This is a genomic window from Duganella caerulea, from assembly GCF_040362985.1.
In the GTDB taxonomy this organism is placed as follows: Bacteria; Pseudomonadota; Gammaproteobacteria; order Burkholderiales; family Burkholderiaceae_D; genus Rugamonas; species Rugamonas vulcania.
Map to the genome: position 1 here is coordinate 111,715 of NZ_BPWJ01000008.1, position 17,263 is coordinate 128,977.

General features: G+C 65.7%; 15 protein-coding genes. 6 read left to right on the forward strand and 9 right to left on the reverse strand.

All coding sequences use genetic code 11. The features are described from left to right. Positions 1 to 2: 2 nt before the first annotated feature. The 4 genes from ACUJB0_RS22895 (at position 3) to panB (ending at position 3,585) form a co-directional block, all read left to right on the forward strand. Positions 3 to 674 (forward strand): histidinol-phosphatase, encoded by a 672-nt coding sequence (locus ACUJB0_RS22895; protein ID WP_444847231.1) that lies wholly within the window; start codon positions 3 to 5, stop codon positions 672 to 674. Further along, entirely contained in the window at positions 667 to 2,070 is a 1,404-nt protein-coding gene (gene pcnB / locus ACUJB0_RS22900) for a polynucleotide adenylyltransferase PcnB (protein WP_444847232.1), read from the forward strand. Before ACUJB0_RS22895 ends, pcnB begins: the two co-directional genes overlap by 8 nt. Before the next feature lie 16 nt (positions 2,071 to 2,086). Continuing rightward, positions 2,087 to 2,638: a 2-amino-4-hydroxy-6-hydroxymethyldihydropteridine diphosphokinase gene (folK, locus tag ACUJB0_RS22905; protein ID WP_444847233.1), complete on the forward strand. Its 552-nt coding sequence runs from the start codon at positions 2,087 to 2,089 to the stop codon at positions 2,636 to 2,638. A 95-nt stretch (positions 2,639 to 2,733) separates the two neighbouring features. Then, the gene (gene panB, locus ACUJB0_RS22910) at positions 2,734 to 3,585 is read left to right on the forward strand and encodes a 3-methyl-2-oxobutanoate hydroxymethyltransferase (protein ID WP_161084000.1); all 852 of its coding nucleotides are present in this window, start codon (positions 2,734 to 2,736) and stop codon (positions 3,583 to 3,585) included. Here the strand turns inward: panB and ACUJB0_RS22915 are convergent. Genes ACUJB0_RS22915 through ACUJB0_RS22945 form a run of 7 tightly spaced genes read right to left on the reverse strand, consistent with a single transcriptional unit; the run spans position 3,582 to position 12,770 of the window. Then, entirely contained in the window at positions 3,582 to 4,943 is a 1,362-nt protein-coding gene (locus ACUJB0_RS22915; RefSeq protein ID WP_444847234.1) for an aspartate aminotransferase family protein, read from the reverse strand. The two genes, panB and ACUJB0_RS22915, sit on opposite strands and share 4 nt — an antisense overlap. A gap of 2 nt (positions 4,944 to 4,945) precedes the next feature. Next, positions 4,946 to 6,283 carry a glutamine synthetase family protein gene (locus ACUJB0_RS22920; protein ID WP_444847235.1) on the reverse strand — a complete coding sequence of 446 codons (1,338 nt, stop codon included), beginning with the start codon at positions 6,281 to 6,283 and terminating at the stop codon, positions 4,946 to 4,948. A gap of 8 nt (positions 6,284 to 6,291) precedes the next feature. Beyond that, a complete protein-coding gene (gene glnT / locus ACUJB0_RS22925; RefSeq protein ID WP_444847236.1) occupies positions 6,292 to 7,647 on the reverse strand; it encodes a type III glutamate--ammonia ligase in 1,356 nt (451 codons plus the stop codon). A 5-nt stretch (positions 7,648 to 7,652) separates the two neighbouring features. Further along, positions 7,653 to 9,140, reverse strand: coding sequence for an aldehyde dehydrogenase (locus tag ACUJB0_RS22930; protein ID WP_444847237.1), 1,488 nt, complete (start codon positions 9,138 to 9,140; stop codon positions 7,653 to 7,655). Positions 9,141 to 9,158: 18 nt separating this feature from the next. Beyond that, on the reverse strand, positions 9,159 to 10,610 hold the full coding sequence (locus ACUJB0_RS22935; RefSeq protein WP_444847238.1) for an aspartate aminotransferase family protein: 1,452 nt from the start codon (positions 10,608 to 10,610) through the stop codon (positions 9,159 to 9,161). 22 nt (positions 10,611 to 10,632) lie between these two features. After that, positions 10,633 to 12,003 (reverse strand): glutamine synthetase family protein, encoded by a 1,371-nt coding sequence (locus ACUJB0_RS22940; protein WP_161084008.1) that lies wholly within the window; start codon positions 12,001 to 12,003, stop codon positions 10,633 to 10,635. 14 nt (positions 12,004 to 12,017) lie between these two features. After that, positions 12,018 to 12,770 carry a gamma-glutamyl-gamma-aminobutyrate hydrolase family protein gene (locus ACUJB0_RS22945; RefSeq protein ID WP_444847239.1) on the reverse strand — a complete coding sequence of 251 codons (753 nt, stop codon included), beginning with the start codon at positions 12,768 to 12,770 and terminating at the stop codon, positions 12,018 to 12,020. 75 nt (positions 12,771 to 12,845) lie between these two features. Between ACUJB0_RS22945 and pdxR the strand changes: the two genes are divergently transcribed. Both pdxR and ACUJB0_RS22955 read left to right on the forward strand, forming a co-directional pair. After that, positions 12,846 to 14,357, forward strand: a complete 1,512-nt coding sequence (gene pdxR / locus ACUJB0_RS22950; protein WP_444847240.1) for a MocR-like pyridoxine biosynthesis transcription factor PdxR — start codon at positions 12,846 to 12,848, stop codon at positions 14,355 to 14,357. Beyond that, the gene (locus ACUJB0_RS22955; RefSeq protein ID WP_444847241.1) at positions 14,354 to 15,499 is read left to right on the forward strand and encodes an MFS transporter; all 1,146 of its coding nucleotides are present in this window, start codon (positions 14,354 to 14,356) and stop codon (positions 15,497 to 15,499) included. The genes pdxR and ACUJB0_RS22955 overlap by 4 nt, the downstream gene beginning before the upstream one ends. Here ACUJB0_RS22955 and ACUJB0_RS22960 read toward each other — a convergent pair. Both ACUJB0_RS22960 and ACUJB0_RS22965 read right to left on the reverse strand, forming a co-directional pair. Next, entirely contained in the window at positions 15,496 to 16,341 is an 846-nt protein-coding gene (locus ACUJB0_RS22960) for an ABC transporter permease (RefSeq protein ID WP_444847242.1), read from the reverse strand. The genes ACUJB0_RS22955 and ACUJB0_RS22960 overlap by 4 nt on opposite strands. Beyond that, positions 16,338 to 17,249 carry an ABC transporter permease subunit gene (locus tag ACUJB0_RS22965; protein WP_444847243.1) on the reverse strand — a complete coding sequence of 304 codons (912 nt, stop codon included), beginning with the start codon at positions 17,247 to 17,249 and terminating at the stop codon, positions 16,338 to 16,340. The genes ACUJB0_RS22960 and ACUJB0_RS22965 overlap by 4 nt, the downstream gene beginning before the upstream one ends. Between the last annotated feature and the right edge of the window lie 14 nt (positions 17,250 to 17,263).

Consider the following 17,263-nt stretch of genomic DNA (forward strand, 5'->3'; position numbering starts at 1 on the left):
GCATGAACTTAGCCTTATTTGACCTCGACCACACGCTGCTGCCGATCGACTCCGACTACGAGTGGGGGCAGTTCCTGGTGCGCATCGGCGCCGTGGACGCCGCCGAATTCGCCCGCCGCAACGATGAATTCTTCGCCCAGTACCAGGCCGGCACGCTGGACCCGGTGGAATACCTGGAGTTCTCGCTCGGCACCCTGGCCTCGTTCCCGCAGGACCGCCTGAAGGCCATGCAGGAGCAGTACATGGCCGAAGTGGTGCTGCCGGCGATCCGCCCGTCGGCGCGCGCGCTGCTGCAAAAGCACATTGACGCCGGCGACCTGGTGGCCATCGTCACCGCCACCAACCATTTCGTCACCGCGCCGATCGCCAAGGCGCTGGGCGTGGAGCACCTGATCGCGGCCATGCCGGAGGTGGACGCCGACGGCAAGCTGACCGGCAAGCTGCTCGGCACCCCGACCCAGGGCGCGGGCAAGGTGACGCACACCAAGGCCTGGCTGGCGAAGATGGACAAGAAGCTGGAAGACTTCGGCACCGTCCACTTCTACAGCGATTCGCACAACGACCTGCCGCTGATGTCCATCGTCAGCCATCCGGTGGCGACCAATCCCAACGCCGCCCTGAAAACGCACGCCACAGCCCAAGGCTGGCCATTAATTGACCTATTCAATGATTAAGAAACTGATCCGCAAAATCCTCGGCACCAAGAGCAAGGCACGCGACACCAGCACGCCGGTGGTGCTGGGCCCCGAAGCCCACGGCATCGATCCGCGCCTGTTGTCGTCGAACGCGGTGCGCGTCACCAGCACCCTGCAGGAAGCCGGCTACGAAGCCTTCGTGGTGGGCGGCGCCGTGCGCGACCTGCTGCTGGGCGTGAAGCCGAAAGACTTCGACATCGCCACCAACGCCACGCCGGAGCAGGTCAAGCGCCTGTTCCGCCGCGCCTTCATCATCGGCAAACGGTTCCAGATCGTGCATGTGATGTTCGGCCAGGACCTGCTGGAGGTGACCACCTTCCGCGGCACCACGCTGGACAACGCGCCCAAGGACGAACATGGCCGCGTCCTGCGCGACAACACCTTCGGCTCGCAGGCGGAGGACGCGGTGCGGCGCGACTTCACCATCAACGCCATGTACTACAACCCGGCCAACCAGCAGGTGCTGGACTACCACGGCGGCATCGAGGACATCCGCGCCAAGACGCTGCGCATCATCGGCCAGCCGGAAGCGCGCTACCGCGAAGACCCGGTGCGCATGCTGCGCGTGGTGCGCTTCGCGGCCAAGCTCAAATTCACCATCGAGCCGAACACCGGCGCGCCGATCCCGGTGATGGCGTCGCTGATCGACAACGTGCCTGCGGCGCGCGTGTTCGACGAGATGCTCAAGCTCTTGATGAGCGGCCAGGCGCTGGCCTGCCTGCAGCAGCTGCGCAAGGAAGGCCTGCACCATGGCCTGCTGCCGCTGCTGGACGTGGTGCTGGAGCAGCCGCTGGGCGCCAAGTTCGTGACGCTGGCGCTGGATTCGACCGACGCCCGCATCCACGCCGGCAAGACGGTGTCGCCGGGCTTCCTGTTTGCGTCGCTGCTGTGGCACCAGGTGCTGGAGAAGTGGACCGCCTACCGCGCCGCCGGCGAACAGACCATCCCCGCGCTGCACCTGGCGGCAGACGACGTGCTCGATTCGCAGACCGAGAAGCTGGCCTTGCAGCGCAAGATCGGCTCCGACATGCGCGACATCTGGTCGATGCAGCCGCGCTTCGAGCGCCGCACCGGCAAGTCGCCGCACAAGCTGCTGGAGCACCTGCGCTTCCGCGCCGGCTACGACTTCCTGCTGCTGCGCTGCGCCTCGGGCGAGATCGACGCCGAGTTGGGCGAATGGTGGACCGCATTCTATGAAGGCGATGAAGGCACCCGCGAAGACCTGATCGCATCGGCCAACCAGCCGGCCGGCGGCGGCGCCAAGCGCAAACGCGCGCCGCGCCGCGGCAACCGCAGCAAGGGCGGAGCCGAAGGCGGTAGCGCCGGCGGCCATGCCGGCGGTTCCGGCGACGGCGGCCAGGGCGGCGGCGACTGAGCTGCGCCATCGCATCATGAACAACCATGGCACCATCGGCAGTCCTTCGGCCGCGCTCACCGCGCAGCCGGATGACGGCGCGCCGTTCGCCTTCACCATCGCCTACATCGGCATCGGCGCCAACCTGGGCGACGCGCGCGCCAACGTGGCGGACGCGCTGGAGCGCCTGCAACGCCTGCCCGGCTGCACGCTGATGGCGGCGTCGGGCCTGTACCGCACCGCGCCGATCGACTCCAGCGGCGACGACTACATCAACGCCGTGGCCCGCATCGCCACCACGCTCGGCGCCGAAGCGCTGCTGCAGGCGCTGCACGGCATCGAGCAGGCGCACGGCCGCGAACGGCCCTACCGCAACGCCCCGCGCACGCTGGACCTGGACCTGCTGCTGTACGGCGACCAGCGGATCGCCAGCGCCACGCTGACCGTGCCGCATCCGCGCATGACCGAACGCGCCTTCGTGCTGGTGCCGCTGCTGGAACTGGCGCCGGCCATCCACATCCCCGGCAAGGGCGCGGCGCAGCAGTACGCCGCGGCGGTCGCCGATCAAGGCATCAGCCCCATTATTTGACTTCCCTGCACGCGATAGCATTCGGGACTACACTATCGCCGTGTCATCACATCTTTAAAGGATTTCCCATGTCTGGTTATTTGCAAGGAAACGAAATGGCTGCGAGCCAAAAGCCTGCCGCCACCACCGCACCTGCACCGGCCAAAGCGGCCGCCAACAAGGCAGTCACCATACCCGCGCTGGCGAACCTGCGCGCGGCCGGTGAAAAGATCACCATGCTGACCTGCTACGACGCCAGCTTCGCCTCGCTGATGGACCGCTGCGGCGTCGAGATCCTGCTGATCGGCGATTCGCTGGGCATGGTCTGCAACGGCCACCAATCGACGCTGCCGGTGACAGTGGCCGAAGTGGCCTACCACACGGCGGCCGTGGCGCGCGGCAGCAAGTCGGCGATGATCGTGGCCGACCTGCCGTTCGGCGCCTACGGCACGCCGGAAACCGCGTACGCCAACGCCGTGCAGCTGATGCAGGCCGGCGCGCACATGGTCAAGCTGGAAGGCGGCGCCTGGCTGGCCGACACCGTGCGCTTCCTGACCGACCGCGCGGTACCGGTCTGCGCCCACCTCGGCCTGACGCCGCAGTCGGTGCACCAGCTGGGCGGCTACAAGGTACAGGGCAAGACCACCGAAAGCGCCGACTTGCTGAAGGCGGACGCGTTGAAGATGCAGGCCGCCGGCGCGGCGCTGCTGGTGCTTGAAGCGATCCCCACGCAGCTGGGCAAGGAAGTGACCGACCTGCTGGCGATACCGACGATCGGCATCGGCGCGGGTCCTGACTGCTCGGGCCAAGTGCTGGTGATGCACGACCTGCTGGGCGTCTTCCCGGGCCGGAAAGCGCGTTTCGTGAAGAACTTCATGGAAGGCCAGACCAGCATCGACGCCGCCGTCACCGCCTACGTCACCGCCGTCAAGGACGGCAGCTTCCCGGCGCTGGAGCACTGCTTCTAAGCGAGCTGCTTAACGCAGTCATCAAACGCGGCCAGTAGCTGCTTGATGTCGCTCTCGCTGGTGGCCGGGCACACCAGCAGCATGTTGTGGAACGGCGTGATCAGCAGGCCGCGGTTGAGCAGGTAGAGGTGGATGATCTGCTCAAGCTCGCCGTCCAGTATCGCCTGGGCCTGCGTGCCGTTCTGCGGCGCAGTGGGCGTGAACTGGAATTCGGTGCGGGCGCCGATTTGGGTGACGCACCAGGGCAGCTTGTGGCGCGCGATCACGGCGCGCAGGCCTTCCGCAAGTTGGGCCGCCAGCGCGAACATGTGCTGGTAGGCCTGCTCCGTCATCACCTGTTCCAGATTGGCGCGCATCGCGGCCATCGCGAACATGTTGGCGCTTAGCGTGGTGCCGACGCCCGAGTGGCCCGGCGGCGCGCTGCGCTTGGCCTGCTCCACGCGCCGTGCCAGTTCTTCCGTAAATCCATAGACCGCACAAGGAATGCCGCCGCCAATCGGCTTGCCGACCACCAGCGCGTCCGGCCGCATGCCTTGCGCTTGCGCGTAGCCTCCTGGGCCGCTGCTGATGGTGTGCGTCTCGTCGATCACCAGCAGGCCGCCGTACCGCTTGATGAGCTGTTGCGCGGCCTCCCAGTAGCCCGGCTGCGGCAGCACCATGCCGATATTGGTCATTACCGGCTCGGCCAGCACGCAGGCGATGTCGCCCTGCTGCAGCGCCGCCTCCAGCGCCGGCAGGTCGTTGAACTCCACCACCACCGTATGATCCGTGAGCTTGTGCACTTGTCCCAGCAGGCTGTCGCGCTGCGTCGGCACGCCGTCGACCAGATCGACGAACACGTCGTCCACCGTGCCGTGGTAGCAGCCGTTGAATACTAATACCTTGCTGCGGCCTGTCGCGGCGCGCAGCCAGCGCAGCACGAAGCGGTTGGCGTCCGATGCGGACAGGGCGAACTGCCAGTACGGCAGGCCGAAACGCCGCGCCAGTTCCGCCGCCACCGGCGCGGCGTCCTCCGATGGCAGCATGGCTGTGTAGCCGCACGCGGACTGGCGCGCGATCGCCTGCGCCACCGGCTGCGGCGCGTGGCCGAACATGGCGCCGGTGTCGCCGAGGCAGAAGTCGATGTATTCGTGGCCATCGACGTCGCGGAAGCGCGCGCCGGAGGCTACGCTCACCGTCAGCGCAAATGGCGTGGACCAGTCGTTCATCCAGTGCATCGGCACGCCGAACAGCAGATGTTGCGCGGCCTGCCCCGCCAGCCGCGCCGATTCGGGATTACGCGCGATGTAGCTGGCGCGTTCGGCGGCGGCCAGCGCTTGCGCGCGCGGCCAGTTCAATCCATCGCGAGTGCCGGCCATGGTCACACCAGAAGCATCAAGTGCTCGCGCTCCCAAGAGCTGATCACGCGGCTGTAGGTGGCGAATTCCAGCTCCTTCACTTCGCAGAACGCCTGCACGAACAACTCGCCCAGGATTTCGCTAAGCGGCTTGCATTCGCGCAGGCGCAGGATGGCGTCCTCCAGGTTGCGCGGCAGCTGGTCGTGTACATGCTCTGCGCTGTCGGCGGTTGGCGGCGATGGCGTCAAGCCTTGCGTCATGCCGAGATAGCCGCAGGCCAGCGTGGCAGCCATCGCCAGGTAGGGATTGACATCCACGCCCGGCACGCGGTTCTCCACGCGCCGGTTGACCGGCGTGGAGTTCGGAATGCGGATGCCACAGGTGCGGTTGTCGTAGCCCCAGTGGACGTTGGTCGGCGCCGACATGAAGCGCGACAGGCGGCGGTATGAATTCACGTGCGGCGCAAACAGCAGCGTCGCCGCCGCCGCGTACTGTTCCAAGCCGGCGATATAGTTGAAGAACAAATCGCTGGCAGTGCCGTCGGCGCGGCTGAAGATATTTTGTCCGGTCGCCGTATCGAGTACGCTTTGATGGATATGCATCGCGCTGCCCGGCTCAGTCTCCATCGGCTTGGCCATGAAGGTGGCGAAGATCCCGTGGCGCAGCGCCGTCTCGCGCACCGCGCGCTTGAACAGGAAGACGCGGTCGGCCAGCTCCAGCGCCTCGCCGTGCGTGAAGTTGATCTCCATCTGGCCGGCGCCGGCTTCGTGGATCAGCGTCTCCACACCCAAGTCGTGCTGCTTGCAGAAGGTGGACAGCTCAAGGAAGAAGGGATCGAAATCGTTGACGGCGTCGATCGAATACGACTGGCGGCCGGACTCCGTCTTGCCGCTGCGCCCCAGCGGAGGCGTGAGCGGTTCGTGCGGATTGCTGCTGCGCGCGACCAGATAAAACTCCATCTCCGGCGCCACCACCGGCTGCCAGCCGCGTTCCGCATACAGCTTGAGCACCTTGCGCAGCACCGCCCGCGGCGACAGGCCTACTGGCGATCCGTCGAAGTTCTGGCAATCGTGAATCACCAGCGCGACATTCTCGGCCGCCCATGGCACCTGCCGCAGCGTCTTCAGGTCTGGCACACAGATCATGTCCGGATCGGTGGCGCCGACGTAGGGCATGTTGTTGGGCTGCTCGCCGTTGACGGTGTTGAGCAGCACGCTCTTGGGCAAGCGCATCTCGCCCTCGCTGAGGAAGAGATCCTTGGGCAGTATCTTCCCGCGTGCGATGCCGGTCATGTCGGCGATCACGCACTCCACCTCGTGGATGCTGCGCTCGCGTAGGAAGTCCTTCATGGCCTGGCTCATCGTTGCTCCTAAAAGCGGTCGAGATAGCGCTTGGTCTCCCACGCGCTGACGTGTTGGCTGTATTCGATCCATTCGGCGCTCTTCAGCGCCGCGAATTCGTTGACGATGTTCGTGCCCAATGCGGAGGCCAGCACGGTGTCGGCCTTCAGCGCGGCGGCGGCTTCGCCCAAATTCTGCGGCAGCAGTTTCAGTCCCAATTCCGCGCGCGCCGCATCGGACATTTCATACACGTCCTGATTGACCGGCGCGCCGGCTTCCAGTGCATGATCGATGCCATCCAGCCCCGCCGCGATCACGCCGGCCAGCGCCAGATAGGGATTGGCCGAACTGTCCGGCAAGCGCCATTCGATGCGCCGGTAGACCACGCGCGCAACCGTGGTGCGGTTGTTGTCGCCATAGCCGATGAAGGCCGGCGCCCAGCTAGTGCCGGACAGCGACTGCCCGCACATTAATCGTTTATACGAATTGACCGTCGGTGCGCACAACGCCGTCAGCGCGGGCGCATGCCGCAGCAGGCCGGCCAGGAAGTGGTAGGCCAGCGACGACAGGCCGAGATCACGGCCGCCCTGCTCCTTTTCCTCGCCCAGCGCGAACAAGGGCTTGCCGGCGACATTCGCCAGCGACAAATGGAAATGCAGCCCGCTGCCGGGACGCTCGGCGAACGGCTTGGGCATCATCGAGAACAGCATGCCCTCTTCTTCGGCGATATGCTGCGCCGCCATTTTGAAGAGCATGAAATTGTCCGCCGCCTTGAGCGCGTCGGCGTACTTGTAATTGACTTCGAACTGGCCGGTCGCGTCCTCATGGTCGATCTGGAACACGCCCAGGCCACACTGGTCCAGCGACGCCGTCAGCTTTTCGATAAAGCCGCGCCGGCGCAGCAAACTCTTGGTATCGTAGGATGGTTTTTCCAGTGTGTCGGCGGCTTCGGCATCGTAACCGTTGGCGCCTTTTTGCAGCAGGAAGAATTCCGGCTCCAGACCCGCGTTCAGGGTCCAGCCACGTTGGGCCAGCCGGTCCACCTGCTTGCGCAGCACCTGACGCGGACAGGCGTCGAACGGCTCGCCGGCCACATGGCCGTCCAGCGCCACGCGCGCGTAGCCGGGCAGCCAGGGCATGATCTTCAAGGTGGAGAGATCGGCGCGGCCGTAGTACTCGGAGCGCGGGCCGGTGCGCGGCAGGCCCGTGCCCCAGATTGACGGCCCCGAAAAGCCCGCGCCCGGCGATACGATATCGTCCAGGTGCGCCAGCGGTATCAGCTTGCCTTTCGCTGCGCCGTGGATGTCCGTGAACTGCGCGAACACGAAGTTCACGCCTTTCGCCGCCAGCTCGCGCTGCAATTGTTCCGTCGAGCGGGCGGTCATGCTGTCTAGCCGATTTGTATCCATGTGGTTTTCAGCTCGGTGTATTTATCGAAAGCGTGCAGCGACTTGTCGCGGCCATTGCCGGACTGCTTGTAGCCGCCGAACGGCACGGTGATGTCGTCGCCATCGTATTGGTTCACGTGCACGGTGCCGGCACGCAGCGCGCGCGAGGTCTGGATCGCCTTGCTGATATCGGCCGTCCACACAGCGGCTTGCAGGCCGTAGGGCGTGGCGTTGGCCTGTTTGACGGCGTCCTTCACGTCGGTAAAGCTCAGCACCGACAGTACCGGCCCGAAGATCTCCTCGCGCGCGATGGTCATGCCGCTGTCCACCTGGTCGAACAGTGTCGGCTCGACGTAGTAGCCGCCGGTGTCGGTGCGCGCCTGGCGTCCGCCGGAGAGCAGCTTGGCGCCGCCCGACTTGCCGGCTTCGATGTAGCCCATCACCGTCTTCAATTGCGTGGCATCGACGATGGCGCCCATGACGGTGTTCTCGTCGAGCGGATCGCCGGGCTGGAAGTCCGGCATCATCGCCATCGCCTTTTCAAGGAATTGGTCCTTGATCGATGCTTCGACGAACAAGCGCGATGGCGCGTTGCAGCTCTCGCCCTGGTTGAAGTAAATGGAGCCGATCGCCGCCTGCACCGCCTTGTCCAGGTCCGGGCAATCGGCGCAGACGATGTTGGCCGACTTGCCGCCCAACTCAGTCCACGCGCGCTTCAGGTTGGACTGTCCGGCCATCTGCAAAATCTGCTTGCCGACGCGGGTGGAACCGGTGAAGCCGATGCAGTCCACGTCCATGTGCAGGCCCAGCGCGGCGCCGGTCTCGTGGCCGTAACCCGGCAGCACATTGAACACACCCGGCGGAATGCCCGCCTCCAGCGCGATCTCCGCCAGCCGCAGCGCCGTCAGCGGCGACTTCTCGGACGGCTTGAGCACCACGCTGTTCCCGGCCGCCAGCGCCGGCGCGATCTTCCACGCGGCCATGATCATCGGGTAGTTCCACGGCACGATGGCCGCCACCACGCCGACCGCCTCGCGCGTGATCAGCGCCAGGCTGTTGGCCGCCGTCGGCGCGATCTCGTCGTAGATCTTGTCGATCGCCTCGCCGTACCAGCGCAGGCAGTTGGCGGTCGCGCCCACGTCCACGCTCTGGCTGTATTTGATCGGCTTGCCCATGTCCAGCGTTTCAAGCAGCGCCAGTTCGGGGCCGTACTTCTGCACCAGGTCCGCGAACTTGATCAGCGAGCGCTTGCGCTGCGCCGGCGATTTTCCGGCCCAGCGGCGGTCTTCGAAGGCGGCGCGCGCGGCGACCACCGCCAGGTCCACATCGGCGCCGTCGCAACGGGCCACCATGCCCAGCTTGCGGCCGTCGATCGGCGACAGGTTCTCGAACTGCTGTTCGGATTTGGCCCAGACGCGCTCACCGCCGATGAAGGCGCGGCCGTCGATCCGCAGGCTGCCCGCCCGCTCGTGCCAGGATGTTGTAGTCATATTCGTCTCCTCCTTGATTTACAGCCAGCCGCGCTGCTGGAGGTCCGCGTGGGTCAGGTCGAGGCAATGGCGGATCAGGGCCACCATCTCATCGATCTGCGCGCAGGTCATCACCAGCGGCGGCGCGATGATCATGCGGTCGCCGACGGCGCGCATGATCATGCCATTGTTGAACATGTAGCCACGGCAGACCATGCCCACCGCCAGCTCTTCGTCGAACGGCACGTTCTCGTGCACGGCCGCGCCCTTGACGCGCACCAGGTTCAGGCCCGCGACAAAGCCGCAGCTGTCGGCATAGCCAACCAGCGGATGGTCCGCCAGCTCGGCAAAGCGCTTCTTCAGGTAAGGGCCAGTCTCGTTGCCGACACGCTCGACCAGCTTCTCTTCCTCGATGATGCGGATGTTCTCCAGCGCCGCCGCACAGGCGACCGGGTGTCCGGAGTAGGTGAAGCCGTGATTGAACTCGCCGCCCTTCTCGATCAGCACATCGGCCACGCGGTCGCCAACCAGCACGCCGCCCAGCGGCACATAGCCGGAGGTGACGCCCTTGGCGAAAGTGATCAGGTCCGGCTTGATGCCGAACAGCTCGGACGCAAACCATTTGCCCAGCCGCCCGAAGCCGCAGATCACCTCATCGGCGATCAGCAGGATGCCGTACTTGTCGCAGATGCGCTGGATCTCCGGCCAGTAGGTGGCGGGCGGGATCACCACGCCGCCCGCGCCCTGTATCGGCTCGCCAATGAAGGCCGCGACCTTGTCCGGGCCGACCTCCAGAATTTTCTTCTCCAGCCACGACGCGGCCTCGATGCCGAATTCGTCCTCCGTCATGCCGCGTCCGGACTCCAGGTAGTTCGGCTGGCCGATATGCACGATGCCCGGTATCGGCAAGCCGCCCTGCGCGTGCATGCCATCCATGCCGCCCAGCGAAGCGCCGGCCACCGTGCTGCCATGGTAGGCGTTGTGACGGCTGATGATGGTGTGGCGCTCCTTGTAGCCCAACACGTCCCAATAGCGGCGCACCATGCGCAGATTGGTGTCGTTGCCTTCCGAACCGGAGCCGGTGAAGTAGACGTGGTTGAACTGCGGCGGCGATATCTTCACCAGCTTGGCCGCCAGCTCCACCGCCGGAATGTTGGTGGTGTTGAAGAAGCTGTTATAGAACGGCAGCGTCTCCATCTGCTTGTAGACCGCCTCGGAAATGCTGGTGCGGCCGTAGCCGACGTTGACGCACCACAGGCCGGACATGCCGTCCAATACCTTCTTGCCCTGCGAATCCCACAGGTAGATGCCCTCGCCGCGCACCATCACGCGCGCGCCCTTTTCACCGAGCGCCTTATGGTCGGTGAAGGGATGCATGTAGTGGGCCGTGTCCAGCTTCTGGATGGCGGCGGTGTCATACACTTCGGGACGCGCGGCAGCCTTCACCGACGCGACCAATGCGGCGCTGGGCGCCAATGGGCTGTTAGACATGATGGTTCCTATCTCAAAAAGGTCAGACGTGCAGCAGCAGGTGCTCGCGCTCCCACGGGCTGATGACGGTCATGAATTCCTGGTGCTCCAGATCCTTGATGGCGGCGTAGACGTCGATGAAGCGGTCGCCCAGCACGCTGCGCAGCTTGTCCTCGCCGCGCAGCAGCTGCAGCGCTTCCGGCAGGCCTTGCGGCAGTTCGACCATCAGGTCATACGCGCTGCCGACGGTCATCGGCGTCGGCTCCAGCTGTTCGGTCATGCCGAGATAGCCGCAGGCCAGCGTGACCGCGAGCGCCAGATAGGGATTGGCGTCCGCGCCGATGATGCGGTTCTCCACGCGGCGGTCCTGCACACCCGATTCCGGCACGCGGAAGCCGACGGTGCGGTTGTCCATGCCCCACTGGATGTTGATCGGCGCGGCCGTGTGGCGCACGATGCGGCGGTACGAATTGACGTACGGTGCGACGATCGCCATCGCCGACGGCATGTAGCGTTGCAGACCGCCGATGTAGTGCTTGAAGATCGGCGCGGCCGAACCGTCGTCGGAGCTGAAGATATTCTTGCCGGTCTTGAGATCGACCACGCTCTGGTGCACGTGCATCGCGGAACCCGGCTCGCCCGCCATCGGCTTGGCCATGAAGGTGGCGTACATGTCGTGCTTGAGCGCCGCCTCGCGCAAGGTGCGCTTGAAGAAGAACACCTTGTCGGCCAGGCCGAGCGGATCGCCGTGCAGGAAGTTGATCTCCATCTGGCCGGCGCCGATTTCGTGAATCAGCGTATCGACATCGAGGTTCATCATGTCGCAGTAGTCGTAGATGTCTTCGAACAGCGGATCGAATTCATTCACGGCGTCGATGCTGTAGACCTGACGACTGGTCTCCGCACGGCCGCTGCGGCCGATGGGCGGTTTTAAAGGCAGATCGGGATCGCTGTTCTTTGCGGTCAGGTAGAACTCCAGTTCCGGCGCCACGACAGGCTTCCAGCCTTTGTCGGCATACAGTTTCAGCACGCGGCGCAGCACGGAGCGCGGCGCGAAATCGACCAGGCGGCCGTCGGAAAAATAGCAGTCGTGGATCACCTGCGCGGTCGGGTCGGTGGCCCACGGCACCATGGTGATGGTGGTTGGATCGGCCTTCAGGATCATGTCGCGGTCGGTGGTGGAGATGGCGCGGTCGTAGCCCGCGTCTTCCACCGGGTAGTTGCCGGTCACGGTCATGCCCAGCACCGCTTCGGGGATGCGCATGCCGCGCTCCTGGGTGAACTTACCGCGCGGGAGGATCTTCCCTCGTGCCACGCCGGTCAAGTCAGGGACCAGGCATTCGATTTCGGTGACGTGCTTCTCGTTGAGCCACAGGTCCATGTCGGTATAAGTAAAATTCTCGCGGATTGCCATGGTTCTCTCTCTTTTTAGCGTTGATTTTTATATGTGCGGCAGGCCTCGCCGAAAGCCTTGAACAATCTGACGGAATCTGGATTCTCCGCCAGGCGCCACTCTGGATGCCACTGTACCGCCAGCCCAAAACTCCTGGCGTCCGCCACGCGGTAGGCTTCCACCAGGCCGTCGTCGGCGCGGGCTTCCACCGCCAGCGACGGCGCCAGTTGGGCGATGCCCTGGCCGTGCAGCGAATTGACCATGATCTCGGAAGCGCCGCCCAGGATGCGCGCCAGTTCTCCGCCAGGCTCCAGCCTCACGCGATGCGAGGCGGCGTATTGCTGCTCCAACGGCTGGTCCTTGCGCTCGCGGTGATCGGCCATGCCAGCCACGCTGTGCACCGCCTGGTGCAGCGTGCCGCCCAGCGCCACGTTCACTTCCTGGAAGCCGCGGCATATCGCCAGCAGCGGTATGCCGCGCTTGAGCGCCGCCCGGATGAAAGGCAACGTGGTGGCGTCGCGCGCCGCATCCTGCGGCAGCGAGGGCTCCAGCACTTCCTGGCCATACAGGCCGGCATGCACGTTGGACGGTGAGCCGGTCAGCATGACGCCGTCGGCCAGCGCCAGCAGCGTTTCGAAATCGGTGGCCGCGCCCAGGGCCGGCATGATGAGCGGCGTGCAGCCCGCCCCGTCGGCCACGGCGGCGACATATTTGAACTGGGCCGTGTGATTGGCATGGGCGCCGATCTGGTTCACACAGGCGGGAACGATGACAATTGGGCTATGCATGTCTTTATCATATGCCTATTTTGGTATCATTGTGAGTGCCACTTGTTTAAATTTGATGGAACCACTTTGAGTATCATGCCGCATCCCCTCTCCCCCACCTCCGATCTGCTGGCCCAGACTTTGTCGCAGTCAGGCTTCCATCCTCGCCTGCCGCAGCAGCGCCGCCTGTACGAGGCGGCCAAGGGCGCGATCCACCGCCAGCAGCTGGGCGCGGGCAGCAAACTGCCGTCCAGCCGCGACCTGGCGCGCGACCTGGGCATCTCGCGCAACACGGTGATCGCGGCTTTCGAGCAGCTGGCGGCGGAGGGCTACGTCACCAGTCAGCTGGGCAGCGGCACCTACGTGGCGGACCTGCAGGCGCAGCGCGCCAGCATGCGCGGCACGGGACCGGCGCCACGCGGTTCGCCGCAGGGCCGCGCAGCGCGGCTGTCCCGGCGCGGGCGCGAGCTGACCGCCTTTGGCGCCGGCCCGCGCTTCGAGATCCAGCCTTTCGCGCCGGGCGAGGACGACTTCTCGTCCTTTCCGTTCAAGCTGTGGCAGCGGCTGCAGAACCGCATCTGGCGCGAGGGCCGCGCCGACCTGCTGGACTACGGCCAGTCCGGCGGCCACCTGCCGCTGCGCCAGGCCATCACCGAATATCTGCGCCTGTCGCGCTCCGTGAAGGTGACGGTGGACCAGGTGATGATCACGGCCGGCACGCAGCATTCACTGGACCTGTGCGCGATGCTGCTGGCCGACGCCGGCGACACGGCCTGGGTCGAAGATCCCGGCTACTGGGGCGCGCGCCGCGTGTTCCAGTCGCGCGAGCTGAAACTGCATCCGGTCGCGGTGGACAACGACGGCATGGTGCTGACGGAGGCCGACCTGGCGACCAGGCCGCGCCTGATCTACGCCACGCCGTCGCACCAGTATCCGACCGGCTCCGTCATGAGCCTGGCCCGCCGGCGCGAGCTGCTCGACGTCGCCGTGCGCAAGGACGCGTGGATACTGGAGGACGACTACGACAGCGAATTCCGCTACACCGGACGCCCGCTGGCGGCGCTGCAAGGGCTGGACATCGACGACCGCGTGCTTTACATGGGCACCTTCTCCAAGGTGCTCTACCCCGGCATCAAGATCGGCTACCTGGTGGTGCCGCCGGCGCTGGTCGATTGCTTCAAGAGCGCGCTATACGACCTGCAGCGGCCCGGCCAGCAAACGGTGCAGGCGGTGCTGGCGGACTTCATCGCGCTCGGCCACTTCACCACCCACATCCGCAAGATACGCCAGACCTACGGCGCCCGCCGCGAGCTGCTGCGCCGCACGCTGGTGCAGCAGCTCGCGCCACGGCTGGGCGGCCGGGTGACCATCTCCAGCGAGGAATCGGGCCTTCACCTGGTGGTGCAGCTGCCCGACGACGCCGACGACGTCGCGCTGGAGGCGGCTGCCGCGGCGGCGGAGATCCGCGTCAAGGCGCTGTCCACCTACTACCTCGCGCAGCCGGTGCGGCGCGGGCTGCTGGTCGGCTATGCCTACTGCACGCCGGAGAAGATCGCCCACTACGGCCGCATCCTGGCGGACCTGATCGCGGCGGGAGTGCCAGCATGAAGCACATGCCATGGAAGGACTTCTGCGCGCTGGTCAGCAGCATCGGCGTGGTCGGGCTAGGGCTGGGCGCCACCATTCCGTTGACGGCTTTGCGGCTGGACCAGCGCGGCATCGGCACCGACATCATCGGCATCGTCACCGCCGCCAGCGCCTTCGGCATCCTCGCCGCGACGCCCTTCGTCTCGCGCTGGGTGGCGCGTCACGGGCCGCGTGGTTGCATGATCGGCGCCATCGCCATCGGCGCGCTGTCCACCGCCTTGATGGAGGCGACGGACAATGTGCTGCTGTGGGGCGTGCTGCGCTTCGTGTTCGGCGCCTGCATGGGTGTGTTGTTCACCATCGGCGAGGCATGGGTCAACCACCTTGCGCCGGTCAATTCGCGCGGCCGCGTGGTGGCCATGTACACCACCGCGTTCACGCTGTTCCAGCTGATCGGCCCCGCGCTGGTGGCGGGCCTGGAAGGCAAGGTCGCGTGGCCGTTCGCCGCCTGCGGTACGCTGTTCCTGCTTGCGCTGCCCGGCATGGCGCTGATTTCCAACGACGGCCAGGCCGAGGAGGACGAACCGCACGTCTCCTGGCGCGCGGTGCTGCCACGCATGCCGATGATCGCCGTCGGCGCGGCCTTCTTCGCGCTGTTCGACACGCTGGCATTGAGCCTGCTGCCGCTGTACGCGATCCGGCAGGGCATCGTCACGGAACTGGCGCTGTTGTCGGCCACGGTGGTGCTGGTCGGCGACACAGCGCTGCAATTCGCCTTCGGCTGGCTGGCGGACCATGTGGGACGGCGGCGCGTGCATACAGGCTGCGGCATCGCCGTATGCGTGTTGCTGCCGCTGCTGCCTTTCGCGGCGGGCACGCCGTGGCTGTGGTGGATACTGCTGCTGATGCTGGGCGCGGCGGCGGGGGCGATCTACATGCTGTCGCTGGTGGCCTGCGGCGCGCGCTTCCAGGGGCAGTCCCTGGTCGCGGCCAGCGCGGTGGTCAATGCCAGTTGGGGAATCACCAGCAGCGGCGGGCCGCTCTTGACAGGTCTGTTGATGCAGACCGCCGGCATCAATGCGCTACCGGCGGTGCTGTGGTGCGGCGCGGCGATCTTCGTCGCCTGCGCCTGGTGGGAGTACAAACAGGGCTACGTGGATTAACCCTTGGCCGCGGCGGCGACCTGCTTCTGGCGCAGGCGCTCGTTGCGCGCCATGTAGAGGCTCGACCCGATCACGCCGATCGACACCACAAGGATGGTCAACGCCGCCACCGCGTTCACGCGCGGGTCCAGACCCAGGCGGGCGCGCGAGAAGATCACGATAGGCATCGTCGACGAGCCGGGCCCGGACAGGAAGGCCGACAGCACCACGTCGTCCAGCGACAGCGTGAATGTCAGCAGCCACGCGGAGCCCAGCGCCTGCGTGATGTTCGGCAGCGTCACCAGGAAGAACACCTGGAACGGACGACAGCCGAGATCCATCGCCGCCTCTTCCAGCGACTTGTTCATCTCCTGGAGGCGCGACTGCACCACCACCGCAGCGTAGGCCATGCCCAGCAGCGTGTGGCCCAGCCAGATCGTCACCAGGCCGCGCTCCGGGAAGCCGAACGCCTTCTGCACCGACACCAGCATCAGCAGCAGCGACAGGCCGATGATCACCTCCGGCATCACCAGCGGCGCGCTGACCATGCCCGAGAACAGCGTGCGGCCAGCGAAGCGCTGGTAGCGGTTCAGCACAAACGCCGCGAACGTCCCCAGTATCACCGAGCTGCAAGCCGTCAGCAGCGCGATGCGCAGCGACAGCCCGAAGCCGCTGATGATCTCCGAGTCGTTCATCAGCGCCTCGTACCACTGCGTCGAGAACCCGCTCCACACCATGTCCTGGCGCGAGCTGTTAAACGAGAACACCACCAGTACCACGATGGGCAGGTAGAGGAACAGATAACCCAGCGACAGCCAGCCGCGCCCGAACCAGCGCTGCACGAAATTCGAATGTGCCTTCATGGACGGGCCTCCTGCTCTGCCTTGTATTTATTGAAGATCGCCATCGGCACCAGGATCAGCAGGATCACCACCACCGTCACCGCGGACGCCAGCGGCCAGTCGTTATTGGTGAAGAACTCGTCCCACAGCTGGCGGCCGATCATCAGCGTTTCCGGGCCGCCCAGCAGCTCCGGGATCACGTACTCGCCCACCGCCGGGATAAACACCAGCATGGTGCCGGCGATGATGCCGGACTTCGACAGCGGCACGGTGATGCGCCAGAACGCTTGCATCGGCGTCGCGCCCAGGTCGGCCGCGGCCTCCAGGAAGCGCAGGTCCATCTTCACCAGGTTGGCGTACAGCGGCAGGATCATGAACGGCAGGTAGGCGTAGACCATGCCGATGATGAGCGAGAACTGGGTGTTCATCAGGTGCAGCGGCTCGCTGATCGCGCCTATGCTGATCAGGAAGTGGTTCAGGATGCCATTGTTGGCCAGGATGCCCTTCCACGCGTAGATGCGCAGCAGGAAGGAGGTCCAGAACGGCATCATCACCAGCATCAGCAGCACCGGCCGCACGGTCGGCTTGGCGCGCGCCATGAAGTAGGCGAACGGGTAGCCGATGAGGAGGCACAGCGAGGCCGTGATGGCGGCGAACTTGAGGGAGTTCAGGTAGGTGATCGCATACAGGTCGTCCTGCGCGATGAACAGGTAGTTGGCGATCTTGACCTTGAGCGTGATGACGCCGTCGACCATCGTCATCAACGTGCCGAAGGGATTGCCGCCGGTGTCGGCCTCGGTGAAGCTGATGCGCATCACGATCAGGAACGGCACCAGGAAGGCCATCGTCAGCCACAGGAAGGGCACGGCGATCACCAGGTTGCGGCCGGAGAGCCAGCGCCCGCCCAGCAGGTACTTGAGAGTTTTCATGGCTGCGCTCCGCC

Coding starts and splice junctions, on each gene's coding strand:
- ACUJB0_RS22945 (WP_444847239.1), bottom strand. CDS start 12,770: ATGCATAGCCCAATTGTCATCGTTCCCGCCTGTGTGAACCAGATCGGC.
- folK (WP_444847233.1), top strand. CDS start 2,087: ATGAACAACCATGGCACCATCGGCAGTCCTTCGGCCGCGCTCACCGCG.
- panB (WP_161084000.1), top strand. CDS start 2,734: ATGGCTGCGAGCCAAAAGCCTGCCGCCACCACCGCACCTGCACCGGCC.
- ACUJB0_RS22935 (WP_444847238.1), bottom strand. CDS start 10,610: ATGTCTAACAGCCCATTGGCGCCCAGCGCCGCATTGGTCGCGTCGGTG.
- pcnB (WP_444847232.1), top strand. CDS start 667: ATGATTAAGAAACTGATCCGCAAAATCCTCGGCACCAAGAGCAAGGCA.
- ACUJB0_RS22930 (WP_444847237.1), bottom strand. CDS start 9,140: ATGACTACAACATCCTGGCACGAGCGGGCGGGCAGCCTGCGGATCGAC.
- ACUJB0_RS22895 (WP_444847231.1), top strand. CDS start 3: ATGAACTTAGCCTTATTTGACCTCGACCACACGCTGCTGCCGATCGAC.
- pdxR (WP_444847240.1), top strand. CDS start 12,846: ATGCCGCATCCCCTCTCCCCCACCTCCGATCTGCTGGCCCAGACTTTG.
- ACUJB0_RS22955 (WP_444847241.1), top strand. CDS start 14,354: ATGAAGCACATGCCATGGAAGGACTTCTGCGCGCTGGTCAGCAGCATC.
- ACUJB0_RS22915 (WP_444847234.1), bottom strand. CDS start 4,943: ATGGCCGGCACTCGCGATGGATTGAACTGGCCGCGCGCGCAAGCGCTG.
- ACUJB0_RS22940 (WP_161084008.1), bottom strand. CDS start 12,003: ATGGCAATCCGCGAGAATTTTACTTATACCGACATGGACCTGTGGCTC.
- glnT (WP_444847236.1), bottom strand. CDS start 7,647: ATGACCGCCCGCTCGACGGAACAATTGCAGCGCGAGCTGGCGGCGAAA.
- ACUJB0_RS22960 (WP_444847242.1), bottom strand. CDS start 16,341: ATGAAGGCACATTCGAATTTCGTGCAGCGCTGGTTCGGGCGCGGCTGG.
- ACUJB0_RS22920 (WP_444847235.1), bottom strand. CDS start 6,283: ATGAGCCAGGCCATGAAGGACTTCCTACGCGAGCGCAGCATCCACGAG.
- ACUJB0_RS22965 (WP_444847243.1), bottom strand. CDS start 17,249: ATGAAAACTCTCAAGTACCTGCTGGGCGGGCGCTGGCTCTCCGGCCGC.